We start from the raw sequence: 16540 nt of genomic DNA, 5'->3' as shown, positions 1-16540 counted from the left end.
AGCTCGACGTCGAGAGAATGGAGACATGGGTCATCCCCGCGGCGTGGACCGCATCATCGAGCAGTGGGCCCGCGAGCGGCCCGACCTGGACACCACGGCCATGTCGATCTTCGGCCGCGTCTTCCGGCTCGCCCAGGTGGGAGGCGACGAGGTGGCCCGGGCGTACGGGCGGCACGGCATCGGCCGACCCGAGTTCGACGTGCTGGCCACGCTGCGCCGCGCCGGGGAGCCGTTCCAGCTGTCACCCGGGGCACTGGCCGCCTCCATGATGCTCAGCAGCGGCGGCACCACCGCCCGGCTGGACCGCCTCGAAAAGGCCGGCCTCGTGCGCCGCGCCCCGGATCCCCACGACCGACGCGGGGTCCTGGTCAGCCTCACCGCCGAAGGGCGGGAGGTCACGGACCGGGCGGTCGGCGCGGGACTCACCGAGCAGCGGCGGCTGCTGGCCCACCTCACCGCCGCCCAGCAGCGCGACCTGGAAGCGCTGCTGCGCGCGGCCCTCGAACCGTACGAAACCTGAAGGGCCTCAGGCGGCGCCGTGGCCCGCGGGCACGACCTCCTCCGGCCGCGGAGGTGGCGGCGGGGTGCCCTCGCCGAACGGCCGCCCGCCCAGCGCCGCCCGCCCGTGCTCGGTCAGCCAGCCCGACAGATCCGGACCGGCCGGCACCACCTGCGTCGGATTGATGTCGGTGTGCACGACGTAGTAGTGCCGCTTGATGTGCACGAAGTCGATCGTGTCGCCGAAGCCGGGCGTCTGGAACAGGTCCCGCGCGTACGCCCACAGCACCGGCATCTCGCTCAGCTTCTGCCGGTTGCACTTGAAGTGGCCGTGGTAGACCGGGTCGAACCGGACCAGGGTGGTGAACAGCCGCACGTCCGCCTCGGTGATGGTGTCGCCGACGAGGTAGCGCCGGGTCGCCAGCCGCTGCGACAGCCAGTCGAGCCGGTCGAACAGCCGGTGGTACGCCTTCTCGTACGCCTCCTGGCTGCCCGCGAAGCCGGCCCGGTAGACGCCGTTGTTGACGTCGGCGAACACGCGCTGGTTCACCTCGTCGATCTCGTCGCGCAACGCCTCGGGGTAGAGCTGCGGCGCCCCGTCGCGGTGGTACCGGCTCCACTCCAGACTCAAATCGAGGGTGATCTGCGCGAAGTCGTTCGTGACCACCTGCCCCGTCGGCACGTCGACGATCGCGGGCACCGTGATGCCCTTGTCGTAGTCGGGGAAGCGGGCGAAGAACGCCTCCTGTAGCCGTTCGATGCCGAGCACCGGGTCGCGGCCGCCGGGGTCGAGGTCGAAGGTCCAGCTGCGGGGGTCGTGCGTGGGACCGGCGACGCCCATGGACAGCGCGTCCTCCAGGCCGAGCAGGCGGCGCACGATGATCGCGCGGTTCGCCCACGGGCAGGCCCGGCTCACCACGAGCCGGTAGCGGCCCGGCTCGACCGGGTAGCCGTCCCGGCCGTCGGCCGTGATGCGCGTACTGATGTAACGCTGATCGCGGGTGAACTCACCGGATGGATTCACGTACGCCATGGCTTCATCCTGCCAGGCCATCCGTGCCCGTTCCGCCGCGCCCGCGCTCATTCGGGCCGGGATCGGCGGTGGCGGGCCCGGCGGCGGGTAGCGTCCGGTCAGCAGAGCATGCGCGAGTGCACCGAGCGCACGCGGAAGATGGGCGGGTGCCCGTGGCCGAGGAGTTGACGTTCCGCCTGTTCGGGCCGCTGCAAGTCTGCGGCGCGGACGGGCGCTGCGCCGTGCTCGGCTCCCGCACCCAGCAGGCCGTCCTGGCCGTGCTCCTGCTGCGCCCCGGCCAGTGCGTGCCGGTGGAGCGGATCATCGGCCAGCTCTGGCCGGGCGCGCCGCCGCCCGGCGCCGCCGCGGACGTCCACGCGCACGTGACCGCCCTGCGCGACGCGCTGGAGGCGGCCGGGCCGCTGCTGGTCGCCCGCGAGTCCGGCTACCTCATGGAGGTGGCACCCGAGCGCGTCGACGTCTGCCGGTTCGCCGCCGGGGCGGCGGCGGGGCGCGCGGCGCTGACCGGAGAGCGACCGGCGGAGGCGGCCCGGGCCGTCGACGCGGCGCTGGCCGAGTGGCAGGGCGTACCGCTGGCCGACTTCTCAGGGGAACCGTTCGCCGGGCCCACGGTCGCCCACCTGGAGAACCTGCGCGCCCAGGCGGTGCAGGACCGTGCGGAGGCCCGCCTGCTGCTGGGCGACGCCGGATGGTGCGTCACCGAGCTGGACACGCTCGTGCGCGAGACCCCGTACCGGGAACGGCTGTGGGAGTTGTACGCCGCCGCCCTGTACCGGGCGGGGCGCCGCGACGACGCGCTGGCCGCGATCGCACGGGTCCGCGATCTGCTGTTCGAGGAACTCGGCCTCGAGGACGGTCCGGGACTGCGCGCCCTCGAACGGGCGATCCGCGACGACGACCCGGCGGCCATCCCCGGCGGTGCCCCGCCCGCCGGGTGAGAAGGCTCAGCTCGTGCGTTCCTGGACGTCCTTCAGCGGGGTGGGGCGCGACAGGTCCGCCGGGGCGTTCCACTTCTGCGCCGTGCCCCCGTCACAGTTGCGCAGCACGATGCGGCTGATCGGCGGGCCGGTGTAACTGCCGGAGGTGTACACCTCCGGCGGGGTGGCCGACAGGTCGGCCGTGGCCAGGCACAGCCCGGCGGTCGTCGGGTGGGCGCCGTCGACGATCTGGTAGCTGGTGGCGTAGCTGCCGGTGTAGCCGTACACGGTCCAGGTCAGCTCGGGCGGCAGGGTGCCGCTCGGACAGGCCACCACGGTCGGGTACGCGCCGCTGGTCGTGCCGGGGCTCTTCAGGCAGTAGTCCCTGCCGCCGTCCGTGACGTAGATCCGCCCGGTGCCGGTGCTGGCCGACCCGCCCACCGCGGGCAGCTTCCACCGCTGGTTCCACAGCACGTTGCTGGGGTTGGGCGCCTGCTTGCACGGCCACGCGATGAGGTACGACGCGCTCTTGTTCGCCTCGGTGATGTCCAGGCAGCGCCCGAACTGCTCATAGTTCACCAGCTGGCCGGTGGCGGGACCGGCGGCCCCGGCGCCCACGCCCGGGTCCGGCTGGAAGGTCTGCTTGTTGTCGTAGCCGGCGTTGCAGTTGCCGCCCGTGCCGAGCACGACCGGGCTGCCCGCGGTGTCCGGCTGCATGACGTTGAAGCAGTAGCCGTCCAGAGTGGTGCCGTTGCTGGTGCCCATGAAGTTCGCCACGTCGTTGGCGCTCCACTGCTGGCGCGGCGCGGCCGGGCTGGTCCCGGCGCACGGCTGCAGCCGCACCGCAGCGCCCGCCGTGTGCGGGGTGCCGGCGTCCAGGCACATGCCGCCGGAGTTCGCCGAGGTCCGCGACGACACCAGCATGATGGTCAGATCACGGTTGTACGCGAACAGCTGCGACAGCGGCTGCGGCGAGTTCCCGCACAGCCGCATCGTCACCGCGGTGCCCGCGGTCGGCACGCTCGAACCGGCGTCCAGGCACAGGTCCGCCCGGGAGCTGCGGACGTGGATCTGGCCGCCCAGGATGTTCTCGTTCGAGGTCCGGAACGAGTAGGTGGCCTGCAGCGTGCGGGAGCCCGCGGTGTGCGAGTCGAACGTGCCGGTCGCGCCGGCGACACCGGTCGAGGTCAGCACCGCGGTTCCCGGCTGTTCCGCGAGGGGCAGGCTGAGTGCGGTGCCGTCCAGGTCGCGGTACTCGATCGTGACGCGGTAGCGCTCGCCACCGTCCGGTGCGGCGTTGCCGCCCAGCGGGACGGTCGGCAGGCGCGCCGCATCGCCCGCGCCGGTGCCGTCGACGGCCGCGCGGATCTGGCCCATCGCGGTGTCGAGGCCCGCCTCCGCGGCGTGCAGTGCCCGGGTCCGGTCGGAGGTGGCCCGGGTGCTGTGCAACCGGTCCAGCACCGCGGGGACCAGCAGCGCGCTCATCGACAGACCGACCAGCACGAGCAGCATGGCGATCGGCAGCGAGCCCCGATCGGCATCGGGACGGCGGGATGTGCGGCCAGGGAACCTCATTACGGCCTCCCCTCGCGGCAGACGTTGTCGGTGGGTGTGTCGCGGGACGTGTTGAGCGCGGTGAACGTCATCTGCGCCGTACTCGTGACCCGGCTCGCGCTCGCGGTCAGCTGCACCCGCAGGCGCATGAAGTCCGGGGTGAAGGCGCCACCGACCGGCGCGGCGGGCTGCGGCTTCGTGCCGGCCATGGTCCGCTCGAACGGCGCCGCGACGGTGCCGCCCGGCATCACGATCTGGGAGGCGATCGTCTGCCCGGCGGTGCCCGCCGTCGGCGGGTGTCCCGGCGTCCAGCGCAGCAGCTGGAGCACGCCGACCGCGCCGGACGACCCGGCGCCGGGCGCCGGGGCCAGGCGCAGCTGGTGGCACTCCGGCTGCGAGGTGGAGGAGTTCACGGTGAGGTACTCGACGTACCAGGCGCCGCCGACCGGTGTGGTGTTCGGCGCGGTGATCCCCGAGGCGTAACGGACGTCCTGGTCGAGCCGCTGGACGCTGAGGTGCAGCTGGCTCTGCACCACCGAGCCGGTCTCCGCGCGGTCGACCGAGTGGTAGACGTCCAGCACCGCGTTGGTGAAGATCGAGGTGAGGACGCCCAGGATGGTCATCGCGATCATCACTTCGAGCAGGGACACGCCCTCGTCGCCGCGCCGGGTCCGGCGCCGCCACGCGCGTACGGCGCCCCTCACGGCAGCACCGTCCAGTCGAACACCACGAGCGCGTACTTGTTGGTGGAGTCCACGACCTTGAGCGCCACCCGGAACGTCCCGGCGGTGGTCGGGGTGCCGGTGATCACGCCGCCCTGGGTTCCGCGCGGGTTGATCGACAGGCCCGGGGGCAGGCCCGTGGCCGACCAGACGACAGCGCTGCTGCTGCCTCCGGCCAGGTCGGTGTTCAGCGCCACGGCGCGGCCGACCTTGCCGGTCTGGTCCGGTGCCGCCGGGTCGGGTGCGGTGATCACGAGGTCGTTGGGCTGGCTGGCCTGCACGTTCCACAGGAATGTCGTGGTGACCTCGTCGCCGTTCGCGTCCGTCACGGTGACCGTGGTGAAGAAGCGGTTCGCGTACGCGATCTTGCCCGAGACCACCCCCGTCGCCGGGTCGATCGAGATGTCCTTGTCGTCACCCGGAACCCCCACGATCCGGTACGTGTACGGCCCCACGCCGCCCGTCGGGGCGGGCACGGTGAAGTTCACGTCGTCGCGGATCTTGTCGGTGCGCGTGGCCAGCGCGGGCATGGCGATGGTCACCACGGTCCAGTCGAAGCTCACCTGGCTGCTGCGGCCCGGCTTGTCCGTGGCGGTGACCGTGACCCGCGAGACCGTCCGGCTGGACGCGGTCGGGGTGCCGGAGATGACGCCGGTGGCCCGGTCGATGGCCAGGCCCGCGGGCAGCCCCGTAGCGGTCCAGGTGATCGGGTCGACCCCGTGGGTCAGGCCCATGGCCAGCCACGTGGGTGAGCCGGTGTGGGTGCTCTGGTCGCCGGGGCTCATGAGCACCGGGGCGGCCCAGATGGTCCAGGGGAAGCTGGCGCTGTCCGTGCGGCCCCGCCGGTCCTTGACCGTGGCCGTGACGGTGTAGACCATGTCCGCGCCGGTGTTGTCCGGAGTGCCGCTGATCATGCCGCTGTCCGAGACGGTCAGGCCCGGTGGCAGGCCGGCCACGGTCCAGGTCAGGGGCAGCGTTCCGCCGGTGGAGGTGAGCTGCAGCCCCGGTGTCGCGATCTGGGCGTAGCCGGTCTGCGGGCCGGGATCGTCGACGATCGGCGCGGGCCGTTCGAGGTTGAAGACCGGGTCCTGCGCGGAGCTGATCAGCGTGGTGGTCACGTACGTGCAGGAGCGGTTCGGGCACGAGCCGTCGGGCCAGGTCACGGCCGCGACCACCCGCAGGAACGGCACGTCGGCCCGCGCCGGATCCGGGTCCGCGGCCGCGGGGTCGTCACACGAGCCGCCGCCGCCGAACTGCTGGCGGCAGGTACCCAGATACCAGTTCTGGCTGTACGTGATGCCGTTGACCGGCACCACCACGGCGCTGGTGGGCAGGCCGGCATCGGCGCCCGCGGTGGAGCCGGCCTGCAGCAGCTTGTCCCAGGCCGGAGACATGGTCAGCAGGTACGGCCGTACCGCGGTCGGGGCGCTGGTCCACTGCACGTTCGTGGCCGTCGCGCTGCGCCCGGCCAGCGCCGTGGTGCCGGTCAGCGCGCGGGCCCGTTCGATCGCGTCGCTGGCCAGCTGCACGGCCACTTCCCGGCTGCGCTGCTCCGCGACCACCGCCAGAGAGCGGATCAGGAACGGCGCCAGCGCGGTCATCACCGTGCCGATCACCGCGAGCGAGACCATCACCTCGACCAGCGTGAAACCGTCGTCGGCGCGGCGGTGGACCCGGGCGGGCCGGGCGCCGCGGCGAGACCAGGCCGGACGGGCAACGATCCGGCGCCGGGCACGCGGCAGCGAGCACGCGGCTCGGCATGCTGCAGCGGTGCGCATCGGCTCTCCCTGGCCGCGAGGGGCGGCGCGTCACGGTGCACTGGACTTCACACCGATCGGCGAGCGCGCGGCGCGGGTGAGGAATCCGGTGGAGCCCGCGTCAGGAGAGCCGCCAAGGCGGCGGGGAGTGGATCAGCCGTTCTGCCAGAGGCCGATGAGGTTGCCCTCGCTGTCGCGCACGTACGCGCTGAAGCCCATCTCGCCGACCGGCTGGCGGCCGATGGCCACCTGGCCGCCCAGCTTCTCGATGCGGGCCAGGGCGTCGTCGATGTCCTCGACGTTGATCGTGATCACCGGTGAGGTGATCTGGCCCCGCTTGAGCATGCCGCCGTTGATCCCGCCGGGCTCGCTGGGCCGCCCCCGCTCGTCGGTCGCGGTGGTGGTCGCCATCGTGTAGGCGAAGTCCGGCATCGAGTCGAGCTTCCAGCCGAACGCCTCGTGATAGAAGGTGGTCGCCCGCTCGGCGTCGTCGAACGGGATCTCGAAATGGACGACTGTGTCCATGAGCTGCCTCCTTGTGAACCCCGTCAGCGTATGCCCGGGACCGGCCGGCAGACCCGCCCTTACGTTGCCCGAACACCCGCGCGTTGACCCGCCCGGCATGATGGGTCCGTGACTGAATCGCAGGCCGGCAAGGGGTTGGTGCTCGTCGTCGAGGACGAGCGCCCGATCGCCGACCTCGTCCGGCTGTACCTCTCCCGCGACGGCTTCGGCGTGCACGTGGAGCACGACGGCGCCGCCGGGCTGGCCGCGGCGCGGCGGCTGCGCCCGGTCGTGTGCGTGCTGGACATCGCGCTGCCGGGCATGGAGGGCACCGAGATCTGCCGCCGGTTGCGCGCCGACGGCGACTGGACCCCGGTCATCTTCCTCACCGCCCGCGACGACGAGGTGGACCGCATCCTCGGCCTGGAGCTGGGCGGCGACGACTACGTCACGAAGCCGTTCAGTCCCCGCGAGCTGGTCGCCCGGGTCAGGTCGCTGCTGCGCCGCGCGGCGGGCCCGCCGGACACCCCGGTGCGCACGCTGGGGCCGGTGACGCTGGACCCGGCCCGCCGCCAGGTCACGGTCGACGGCAGCCGGCTGGCGCTCACCCCCACCGAGTTCGACCTGCTCGGCCACCTGCTGGGCCGCCCCGGGCGGGTGTTCACCCGCGAGGAACTGCTGGCCAGCGTGTGGGGGTACGCCTCGCACGCGGGCACCCGTACGGTCGATGTGCACGTCGCGCAGGTCCGCGCGAAGCTCGGCGACGCCGCGCACCTGATCAGGACGGTCCGCGGCGTCGGCTACACCGCCGATGCGTGACTTCTTCCGCACCCTGGCCGGGCGGGTCGTCCTGGTCACCGCGGCCACGGCGGTCATCGCGGTGATCGTCACGGCGCTGGTGGCGCTGCCGATCGCGGTGCGCACCGCCAACAACGCGGCGCGGGTGGACCTGCAGGAGAAGAGCGCCGTCGCGGTCGAGCTGCTGCGCACCGAGCGCCCCGCGGCCCGCGAGAAGATCGTGAGCCAGCTGCGCGAGGACGGCGTCCGGGTGTACCTGATCCGCCGCGGCGTCGCCGACACGCCCGGGCTGCCCCCGGGGGTGGTCCAGCAGGTGGCGAACGGCTCAGAGGTGGACAAGACGGGCGTCGTCGGGGGCAAGGCCATGCTGATCGCGGGCCGCCCGCTGAAGGGCAACAACGCGGGCGTGGTGCTCACCCGCCCGGTGACCGGCACCGCCGCCCGGGTGCTGCGCGGGGTGTGGCTGGCCCTGCTGGCCGGGCTGGCCTGCGGGGTGCTGGGCGGGGCGCTGCTGGCCCGGTTCATCGCCCGCCCGATCCGCCAGGCCGCGGCCGCCGCGGCCCGGCTGGCGGCGGGGGAGCGTACGGTCCGGCTGTCGGTACGCCCGCCCGCCGAGGCCACCGAGCTGGCCGGAGCGTTCAACCAGCTCGCCGCGGCGCTGGAGACCAGTGAGGGCCGGGAACGCGACTTCCTGCTGTCGGTGTCGCACGAGCTGCGTACGCCGCTGGCCACGATCCGCGGGTACGCCGAGGCCCTCGCGGACGGGGTGGTGGGCGCCGACGGTGCCCCGAAGGCCGGGGCCACCATGCTGGCCGAGGCGGAACGGCTGGACCGGCTCATCGCCGACCTGCTCGTGCTGTCCCGGCTGGAGGCGGCCGACCTGCCGATCGACGTGGTCGAGGTGGACCTCGTGGAGCTCGTGCGCGCGGCCGCCGACGCGTGGGCGCCACGCTGCGTCCCGGACGGGCCACGGTTGCTCGTCGAGGTGCCGGACGTGCCGATCGTCGTGCACACGGATCCGGGCCGGATCCGCCAGGTCCTGGACGGGCTCTGCGAGAACGCGCTGCGCATCGTCCCGCCGGGCGCGCCGCTGGTGCTGGCCGCCCGGCCCGCGCCCGCGGGTGGGGTGGTCGAGGTCCGCGACGGCGGCCCCGGCTTCACCGACGACGACCTCGCCGTGGCGTTCCAGCGCGGGGCGCTGCACCAGCGCTACCGGGGCATCCGCAAGGTCGGCAGCGGGCTGGGCCTGGCCCTGGCCGCGCGGCTGGTGGCGCGGCTGGGCGGCACGATCGAGGCCGGGCATGCCGCCGAGGGCGGGGCCCGGTTCACGGTCGAGCTTCCTTACCCGGCCCGAACATAAGGCTGACCTGCCCCGAGCACGGCGCGGGCAAGATCATCACCATGACACGTACCCGAATCGCCCTGACCGTCACCACAGTGTCGCTGGCGGCCCTGCTCGGCCTGACCGCCTGCGGAGCCGGCCCGAGCACCCCGGCCACGGCGGCCGCGGACGTCTCCGACGAGGCGACAGCGCTGGCCCAGGTCGGGTTCGAGACCGGGCTCGAGGACGACTCCGCGCCGTCGACGACCGCCTCCACCGGCCCGAAGAAGCGCGGGCCGGGCCAGGGCACCGGCCGCCGCTTCCTGAAGAAGAACACCCTGCACGGCGAGGTGACCGTGCAGACCAAGCAGAACGGCGTGAAGACGGTCGTCGTGCAGCGCGGCACGGTCACCGCCGCCAGCGCGGACGGCGTGACCGTGAAGTCCACGGACGGCTTCGCGCAGACCTGGAGCTTCGGCGACAAGGTGAAGGTGGTGCAGAACCGCAAGCCCGCCGAGACCTCCGCGATCAAGACCGGCGCCCAGGTCGGCGTCGCGGGCCTCAAGGACGGCGACACCGCCACGGCCCGGCTCATCGTCATCAAGTAGACCGTGCCCCGGCCCCGTGTCCTCCCCGGCGCGGGGCCGGGTTACAGCAGGCCGGGGGTCACTGCAGGAAGGCTCCCAGCGGGGAGAGCAGCAGGCGGCCCAGGCTGGCCGCGTTCTGGTCGAGCCGGCCCCGCTCCTGCGCCAGACCGGCCAGATCGTGGCGTACGGCCCACAGCTTCTGCGCGTTTCGCCAGGCCACGTCGCGGGTGTAGTCGATCAGCTCGCCCTGCCACCAGTCGTCGAGATCGCCGTTCATGGTGTCGATGAGCAACTGCCACCGCTCGAGGTAGCCCCGCCGCAGACTCGGGATGTTCTCCGCGAAGATCTCGTTGATCTGCAGGTAGTCGCGGTGCTGGTCGCTGTCGTCGATCGGGTCGCTGCCCAGGTGGTCGAACGTGGTGACCAGCGCGAACGGCAGGTCGAAGTTGATGTGGGCGTTGACTCCGGCGGCGGCCGACGGCAGGGGGCGGCAGTCCGGCCCGGCGACGCGGTGCAACAGCACGCCCCAGGCCCGTGGGCAGCAGGTGCTGCCGTCGCCGAACTGGCGCAGCGCGTCGAAGTAGCGGGCCGCGAACTCCACGTCCAGCCGGGCCAGGAACGCCGGGTCGGCGAACCGTCCCGCGTAGAGCCGTTCGAGCACGGACGTGGTGATCTTCAGGTACAGCCGGTTGAAGTCCGCCAGGGGGTTGCTGTCCATCAGCGGCGGCACGCGTTCCAGGATGTCCTGCAACTTGGTGAGGTGATCCACGACGGCGGGCACGTCGTCCGGATGGCTGCTCAGCAGCGCGGCCATGTCGGCGTGCACGGGTCCCCAGACCGACTCCGTCATCGGTTCCTCCACGCGCGTGAGTCAGGTCGTCGGGGCCCCCTAGCACCGCCCGGCGACCTCGTCACCGGGCGGTGCTCCCCCGTGCACACAGCCTTGCAGCCGGGATACGTAGGGGGATCCGTAGAACGACGTATTTGGCGTACGTAGGTCACGGTAAGGTCACGCCGCCCGCAGGTAGACCCGGCTGGCCTGCACCCGGGTGCGTACCTGGAGCTTGTCGAAGATGTGCCCCACGTGGACGCCGACCGTCCGCTCGCTGATGAACAGCCGGTGGCCGATCTCCTTGTTGGTCAGGCCCTCGGCCACCGCGGCCAGCACCTCACGTTCGCGCTCGGTCAGCACGAACAGCTCGTCCGCGGGCGCCGCCGGGCCCACCTCGACCGCCGCGTCGCTGGTCAGCGGCACCCGGGCGCGGGCTGCGAGTGCGCTGATCTCGGCCGCGAACGGCCGGGCGCCCATCGCCTGCGCGGTTTCCCAGGCCTGCCGCAACGCGGTCACCGCGACGGCCCGGCGGGACTTGCGGGCCAGCGCCGCCTCGGCCTGGCGCAGCCGCGCGTACGCCGCCGGGTAGGGCTGCTTGCGCCGGTCCCAGGTGGCCGCGGCGCGGGCCCACGGCTCCGGGTCGGGCCGGTCCTCCAGGCGGCTCAGCTCGGCCGCGCACAGCTCCACGTACCCGTCGATGACCGCCCGTACCGGGGCCGCGGCGCCACCCGCGCCCTGGCCCATCCGGTCCACGACGACCTTCAGCCGGCGCACCACGCCCTGGTCCACGGGTACGTCGCCGGCCGCGTGCGCCTCCGCCTCGGCGCGCAGCCCGTGCCACGCCAGCACGCCGAGCAGCACCAGGTCGTCGGAGCGGGTCTCGGTGAGCCCGCGCTGCACCGCGGCGCGCGCCTCCGCGTGCCGGCCCCGCCACATCGCCAGCCCGGCCCGCAGAGTCAGCATCGGCAGCACGTGCCGCGCTCCGCCGCCGGCCAGCATCGTGGCGATGGCGTCCAGGTCCCGGTCGGCGGCCTCCTCGTCGCCGAAGCCCACCCACAGCCGGCACCGGGCCAGCAGCAGCTCCACCGCGTCCGCGCCGGACGGGCGGTGCCGCATCGCGTCCTGCAACACCCGGTCCGCCTCGCCCCACTGGCCGACCCGGAACAGCCCGTTCGCGGCGATCGCCAGCAGCCGCGTCTGGTACGTGCGCCCCACCCCCAGCGCGGCCAGCTTCTCCGCACCACGGCGGGCCACCAGCACGCCCTCCTCCAGGTTGTTCAGCGGCCCGGTGAGCAGCTCGGCCAGGTGCAGGTAGGCGCAGCCGATGTCGTCGGGGTGCCCGGAACGTTCGGCGATCTCGACCGCGTGCCGGATCACGGCCAGCCCCGCGTCCGGGTCCTCCCGGAACGCCGAGCTGAAGCCGAGCGCCGCACTGGCCCGGACCAGGTCGGCCGTGGCGCCGTCCAGCTCCGCCAGCTCCAGCGCCTCCCGGGCGCGGGCGTTCGCGTCCGCGTACCGGCCCAGGTGCAGCAGGAGTTCGGCCAGGTGGGCCGCCGCGCTGGCCTTCTCCCGAGGCGTGCAGTCGGCCAGCGCCAGGGCCTGCTCGTACTCCGTCTCGGCGGTGGCGGTGCGGCCCGCCGCCGCCAGGTACCGGGCCCGGCGCAGGTGCAGCGTGCAGGCGCCGGGGGCGTCCGCGCGCCCGGCCAGCTCTTCCAGGCGGGTCAGGGCGAGCGCGTGCTCCCCGCACTGGTACGCCGACTCGGCCGCGTGCGACAGCAGCTCCGTGCGGCCGATCTCGGGCGTGCCTTCGCCCGCCAGCTCCAGCGCCACGGACCAGTACCGGTGCGCCTCGGAGAAGCCGTACAGCCGCTCCGCGTCGCGGGCGGCAGCCACCACGGCGGGCAGTGCCCGCAGCGGTTCGCCCGCCTGCTGCCAGTGATGTGCCAGCGCGGCGTGGTCGGCCGTGCCGGGATCGGCTTCGAGGGCCTCGGCGTACCGGCGGTGCAGGGCGGCCCGCTCGGCGGGCAGCACCTCCTGCGCCAGCACCTCGGCGACCAGCCGGTGCCGCAGCCGGTACCCGTCGGCCTCGCCGAGCACGAACCGGTGCGCGACCGCCGCCCGGACCGCCTCGAGCAGCTCGTCGTCGCCCAGCTGCACCACCCGGGCCAGCACCTGGTGGTCCACCGGCTCCACCCCGGCGGCGATCGCGTGCACCACGGAGTGTGCGTGTTTGGGCAGCTCGTCCACCCGGGCCAGGAAGATCTCCCGCAGCGTGTCGGACAGCTCGGCCCGGCCGTCGCGCAGGTCCCGCGCCAGCTCCTCCGCCACGAACGGGTTGCCGCCACTGCGCTTGTAGACCTGCTCGGCGTCCTCGGCGGCCACCTGCTCACCGGCGATCGCGCGGACCAGCTCCCGGGTGCCGTCGTGATCCAGCGGGGCCAGGTCGAGCACCCGTACCGATCGCAGCCGCCGCAGCTCCGCGAGCACCCGGCGCAGCGGGTGCGCCCCCTGCAGCGACTCGGCCCGCACCGCGGCCAGCACGGACAGGCGCACCTCGCCCAGCCCGGCCAGCAGGTAGAGCAGCAGTTGGCGCGTGCTGCGGTCGGCCCATTGCAGGTCGTCGAGGACGAGCAGCAGGGGACGGTCGCCCGCGACCGCGCGCAACCGCTGCGACACCCACTCCAGCAGGGCCCCCGCGTCGTCCGGCGGGCCGCCCGTCGGCGCCGCGTCCGGCGCCGACCCGCTGCGGCGCAGGGCCTGCAGCACCGGGTGCAACGGCGAGGCGTCGCCGATGTCGAGGCAGGCGCCGGAGAGTACGGCGGCACCCGCCGCACGCATCGCGTCGGCGGTCTCCTGCAGCAGCCGGCTCTTGCCCACGCCGCTCTCACCGGTCACGAAGACCGCGGCCGTGCCGGCCGGGCCGACGTCCGAAAGGTCGGAACGTAGCTCAGCCAGCGTGGCCGCGCGCCCGACAAGTGGCGCCTCGTCCCCCTCGCTGGCCATGCCCGGCAGCCTAAACCGAAAGCGGGTAGCACGTTCTCCCCGGTTCGGACTGTTCTGCGTCACAAAACCGACCGTCGATGCGTGTGTCAGAGATACGTCGTTCTGCGGATCCCCCCGAAAGGGCCGGCTGGCAGCGTGAGGACACCAGCACGACCGAGGGGGAAACGAGGTGGCCATGAGCGTCGTGACGATCCCAGCGCGGTGCCGTCGGCAGCACGTCACGGTCATGTTCATCGACATCGTCGGATACACCACCCTGGTGGAGGAGCTCGACTGCGCCGAGGTGCGGGCGTTGCAGATGGCGTACTTCGACCGGGTTTCGGCAGTGGTGCGCCAGTTCGGCGGCGTGGTGGAGAAGTTCGTGGGCGACGCGGTGCTGGTGGTCTTCGGCGTCGGCGGCGACCCCACGGCCGCCGCGCACGACGCGGTCCGGGCCGGACTGGCCGTCCAGCAGGCGCTGCGGGGGCGTCTCCTGGCCGGGCTGTTCACCGTACGCACCCGCGTCGGCATCGCCACCGGCGAAGTGATCGTCGATCTCGACGCGGCGCGCGACGGCGGGCAGGGCATGGTCAGCGGCCGGGTGGTCATCACCGCGTCGCGGCTGCAGACCTACGCCCCGCACGACACCGTCGTGGTGTGCGCACAGACCCGCGAGGTCACCGACACCCTGGTCGCCTACCAGGAGCTGCCTCCCGTCGCGATGGCCGGCCGGCCGTACCCGGTCGAGCTGTGGCGGGCGCTGAGCCCTGCGGCCCGGCCCGCGGACTGCGCCCTGGCCGCCGCCTAGGTAGCGCCACGAGCGTGTCGTCGCTCACGGCCTGACGGCGTTTGTCCGTCTTATGCGCGGGCGCGACCCGGCGGGCTCCGCCCATCTCCGCAATCTCGTCGGAGGTGACCGGTAGGCTCGCCGGGTCGATCGCCACCACGCTCGGGAGTACCACCTCGTGACTGCGCAACCGGAGACCTTGTACGGGGCCGACGACCTCACGCACCTTGAGGGCCTCGACGCGGTCCGCAAGCGCCCGGGTATGTACATCGGCTCGACCGACAGCCGGGGCATCAACCACCTCGCCAACGAGATCATCGACAACTCGACCGACGAGGGCGTGGCGGGCCACGCCACCACGGTGGCGGTCACCCTGCACCCCGACGGCTCCGTCCAGGTCGACGACGACGGCCGCGGCATCCCCACGGACGTCAACGCCAAGTCCGGCCTCACCGGAGTCGAGCTGGTGCTCACCCGCCTGCACGCCGGTGGCAAGTTCGGCGGCTCGGGCTACAAGACCTCGGGCGGCCTGCACGGCGTCGGCGCCTCCGCGGTCAACGCGCTCTCCCTGCGCCTGGACGTCACGGTCAAGCGGGACGGCAAGGTCCACGAGATGTCGTTCCACCGCGGCGTGCCCGGCGTCTTCGACGGACCTGGCCCGAAAGCGAAGTTCCACCGCGAGTCCGGCCTGCGCATGGTGCGCAAGATGAAGCGCGGCGAGGCCACCGGCACGTCCGTGCGCTACTGGTACGACCCCCGCTACTTCGAGGGCGCCGCCCGCCTCGACGTGGAGTCCGTGCGCGCCAAGCTGCGCAACACCGCGTTCCTCGTCCCCGGCGTCACCTACTCGCTGCGCGACGAGACCCGCCCCGAACCCACCACGGAGACGTTCCACTATCCGAGCGGCCTCACCGACATGGTGGAGTTCCTGGCCCCGCCCGGCGACAAGCCGGTCTCCGGCATCCTGCTCGTCACCGGCGAGGGGACGTACAAGGAGAACGCCGCCGACGCCAACGGCGTGATGCAGTCCAACGTGGAGCGCCGGGCCGAGGTGGAGATCGCGTTCCGCTGGGGCACGGGCTACGACCGTACGGTCGAGTGCTTCACCAACACGATCCGCAACATGCACGGCGGCACCCACCGCAAAGGTTTCGACCGGGCCCTGGTCCGGGCGCTGACCGACGCGATCCGCAACGCCCGCGGGCTGCTCAAGCCCAAGGAGGACCCGCCCGTCCTGGACGACCTGCTGGAGGGCATGACCGCGGTCATCCACGTGCGCCTCCCGGAGCCGCAGTTCACCTCGCAGACCAAGGACGAGCTCTCCACCGCGGGCATCACCCGGGTGCTCCAGGGTCTGGTCGAGGCACACATCAAGGAGTGGCTGGAGGGGCGGCGTACCAAGGCCGAGGCCCGCACGGTGCTGCAGAAGATCGTCGACGCGGCCCGGGTGCGGCTGACGCAGAAGCAGCAGAAGGACGCGGCCCGGCGCAAGACCGCGCTCGAGGGCGCCTCGATGCCTCCCAAACTGGTCGACTGCCGATCTACGGGAATTGCCCGAAGTGAGGTATATATCGTCGAAGGGGACTCCGCATTAGGAACCGCAAGAATGGCGCGTTCCAGCGAATATCAGGCATTGCTGCCCATCCGCGGCAAGATCCTCAACGTCCAGAAGGCCAGCCTGCAGCAGGTGCTCGACAACGCGGAGTGCTCCGCGATCGTGCAGGTGCTCGGCGCCGGGTCCGGGCGCACGTTCGACCTCTCGGCGATGCGCTACGGCCGCGTCATGATCATGGCGGACGCCGATGTGGACGGCTCGCACATCCGGACACTGCTCATCACTCTGTTCGCCCGGTACATGCGCCCGGTGATCGAGGCGGGCCGGCTGTTCGCCGCCATGCCGCCGCTGCACAAGGTCGTCACGAAGGGGCGAAACTCCGAGACGCTCTACACCTACACCCAGCAGGAGATGGAATCGACCGTCGCCGGGCTGGAGAAGCGCGGACGGCAGGTGCAGAAGCCGGTGCCCCGGTTCAAGGGCCTCGGCGAGATGAACGCCGACGAGCTGTGGGACACCACGATGAACCCCGCGACGCGGGCCGTGCGGCGGATCACCCTGGATGACGCGGAGCGGGCCGAACAGACCCTGGAACTGCTCATGGGTGAGCGCGTCGAGCCGCGCCGGAACTGGCTGATCGAGTCGTCCGGCCGGATCGACGAGGAGACCATCGACGCCTGAGCGGCGTACCGG

The 16540-nt window shown here is 72.9% G+C and carries 14 protein-coding genes; 7 read left to right on the top strand and 7 right to left on the bottom strand.

Annotated features, from left to right (window positions below):
• Positions 1-25: 25 nt before the first annotated feature.
• Positions 26-520 (top strand): MarR family winged helix-turn-helix transcriptional regulator, encoded by a 495-nt coding sequence (locus ACMCNO_RS24960; protein ID WP_412751873.1) that lies wholly within the window; start codon positions 26-28, stop codon positions 518-520.
• Positions 521-526: 6 nt separating this feature from the next.
• Here ACMCNO_RS24960 and ACMCNO_RS24955 read toward each other — a convergent pair whose 3' ends face one another.
• The gene (locus ACMCNO_RS24955; RefSeq protein ID WP_412751872.1) at positions 527-1531 is read right to left on the bottom strand and encodes a glutathione S-transferase family protein; all 1005 of its coding nucleotides are present in this window, start codon (positions 1529-1531) and stop codon (positions 527-529) included.
• A gap of 146 nt (positions 1532-1677) precedes the next feature.
• On the opposite strand from ACMCNO_RS24955, the gene ACMCNO_RS24950 reads away from it, so the two are divergent.
• On the top strand, positions 1678-2469 hold the full coding sequence (locus tag ACMCNO_RS24950; RefSeq protein WP_412751871.1) for an AfsR/SARP family transcriptional regulator: 792 nt from the start codon (positions 1678-1680) through the stop codon (positions 2467-2469).
• A 6-nt stretch (positions 2470-2475) separates the two neighbouring features.
• Here ACMCNO_RS24950 and ACMCNO_RS24945 read toward each other — a convergent pair whose 3' ends face one another.
• From ACMCNO_RS24945 to ACMCNO_RS24930, 4 genes are all read right to left on the bottom strand, one after another.
• Positions 2476-4023, bottom strand: a complete 1548-nt coding sequence (locus ACMCNO_RS24945) for a ricin-type beta-trefoil lectin domain protein (RefSeq protein ID WP_412751870.1) — start codon at positions 4021-4023, stop codon at positions 2476-2478.
• Complete coding sequence (locus ACMCNO_RS24940) at positions 4023-4706, bottom strand: PilW family protein (protein ID WP_412751869.1); 684 nt, start codon at positions 4704-4706, stop codon at positions 4023-4025. The genes ACMCNO_RS24945 and ACMCNO_RS24940 overlap by 1 nt, the downstream gene beginning before the upstream one ends.
• Entirely contained in the window at positions 4703-6502 is a 1800-nt protein-coding gene (locus ACMCNO_RS24935) for a putative Ig domain-containing protein (protein WP_412751868.1), read from the bottom strand. Before ACMCNO_RS24935 ends, ACMCNO_RS24940 begins: the two co-directional genes overlap by 4 nt.
• A 132-nt stretch (positions 6503-6634) precedes the next feature.
• Positions 6635-7006 (bottom strand): VOC family protein, encoded by a 372-nt coding sequence (locus ACMCNO_RS24930; RefSeq protein WP_412751867.1) that lies wholly within the window; start codon positions 7004-7006, stop codon positions 6635-6637.
• A gap of 108 nt (positions 7007-7114) precedes the next feature.
• Between ACMCNO_RS24930 and ACMCNO_RS24925 the strand changes: the two genes are divergently transcribed.
• Genes ACMCNO_RS24925 through ACMCNO_RS24915 form a run of 3 tightly spaced genes read left to right on the top strand, consistent with a single transcriptional unit; the run spans position 7115 to position 9712 of the window.
• On the top strand, positions 7115-7804 hold the full coding sequence (locus ACMCNO_RS24925; RefSeq protein ID WP_412751866.1) for a response regulator transcription factor: 690 nt from the start codon (positions 7115-7117) through the stop codon (positions 7802-7804).
• Positions 7797-9143 (top strand): sensor histidine kinase, encoded by a 1347-nt coding sequence (locus ACMCNO_RS24920; RefSeq protein ID WP_412751865.1) that lies wholly within the window; start codon positions 7797-7799, stop codon positions 9141-9143. The genes ACMCNO_RS24925 and ACMCNO_RS24920 overlap by 8 nt, the downstream gene beginning before the upstream one ends.
• Positions 9144-9184: 41 nt before the next feature.
• Complete coding sequence (locus tag ACMCNO_RS24915; protein WP_412751864.1) at positions 9185-9712, top strand: hypothetical protein; 528 nt, start codon at positions 9185-9187, stop codon at positions 9710-9712.
• A 58-nt stretch (positions 9713-9770) separates the two neighbouring features.
• Here ACMCNO_RS24915 and ACMCNO_RS24910 read toward each other — a convergent pair whose 3' ends face one another.
• Together ACMCNO_RS24910 and ACMCNO_RS24905 are read right to left on the bottom strand one after the other, a co-directional pair.
• Positions 9771-10541, bottom strand: coding sequence for a DUF5995 family protein (locus ACMCNO_RS24910; protein ID WP_412751863.1), 771 nt, complete (start codon positions 10539-10541; stop codon positions 9771-9773).
• Positions 10542-10700: 159 nt separating this feature from the next.
• Complete coding sequence (locus tag ACMCNO_RS24905; RefSeq protein ID WP_412751862.1) at positions 10701-13526, bottom strand: helix-turn-helix transcriptional regulator; 2826 nt, start codon at positions 13524-13526, stop codon at positions 10701-10703.
• 175 nt (positions 13527-13701) lie between these two features.
• Between ACMCNO_RS24905 and ACMCNO_RS24900 the strand changes: the two genes are divergently transcribed.
• Together ACMCNO_RS24900 and ACMCNO_RS24895 are read left to right on the top strand one after the other, a co-directional pair.
• A complete protein-coding gene (locus ACMCNO_RS24900; protein WP_412751861.1) occupies positions 13702-14313 on the top strand; it encodes an adenylate/guanylate cyclase domain-containing protein in 612 nt (203 codons plus the stop codon).
• Positions 14314-14470: 157 nt separating this feature from the next.
• The gene (locus ACMCNO_RS24895; protein ID WP_412751860.1) at positions 14471-16528 is read left to right on the top strand and encodes a DNA gyrase/topoisomerase IV subunit B; all 2058 of its coding nucleotides are present in this window, start codon (positions 14471-14473) and stop codon (positions 16526-16528) included.
• Positions 16529-16540 lie beyond the last annotated feature (12 nt).

The organism is Krasilnikovia sp. M28-CT-15 (assembly GCF_047159595.1).
Lineage (GTDB): Bacteria > Actinomycetota > Actinomycetes > Mycobacteriales > Micromonosporaceae > Actinoplanes.
Note: the sequence above shows the minus strand (reverse complement) of the source record. Positions and strands in the feature narration are given on the sequence as shown.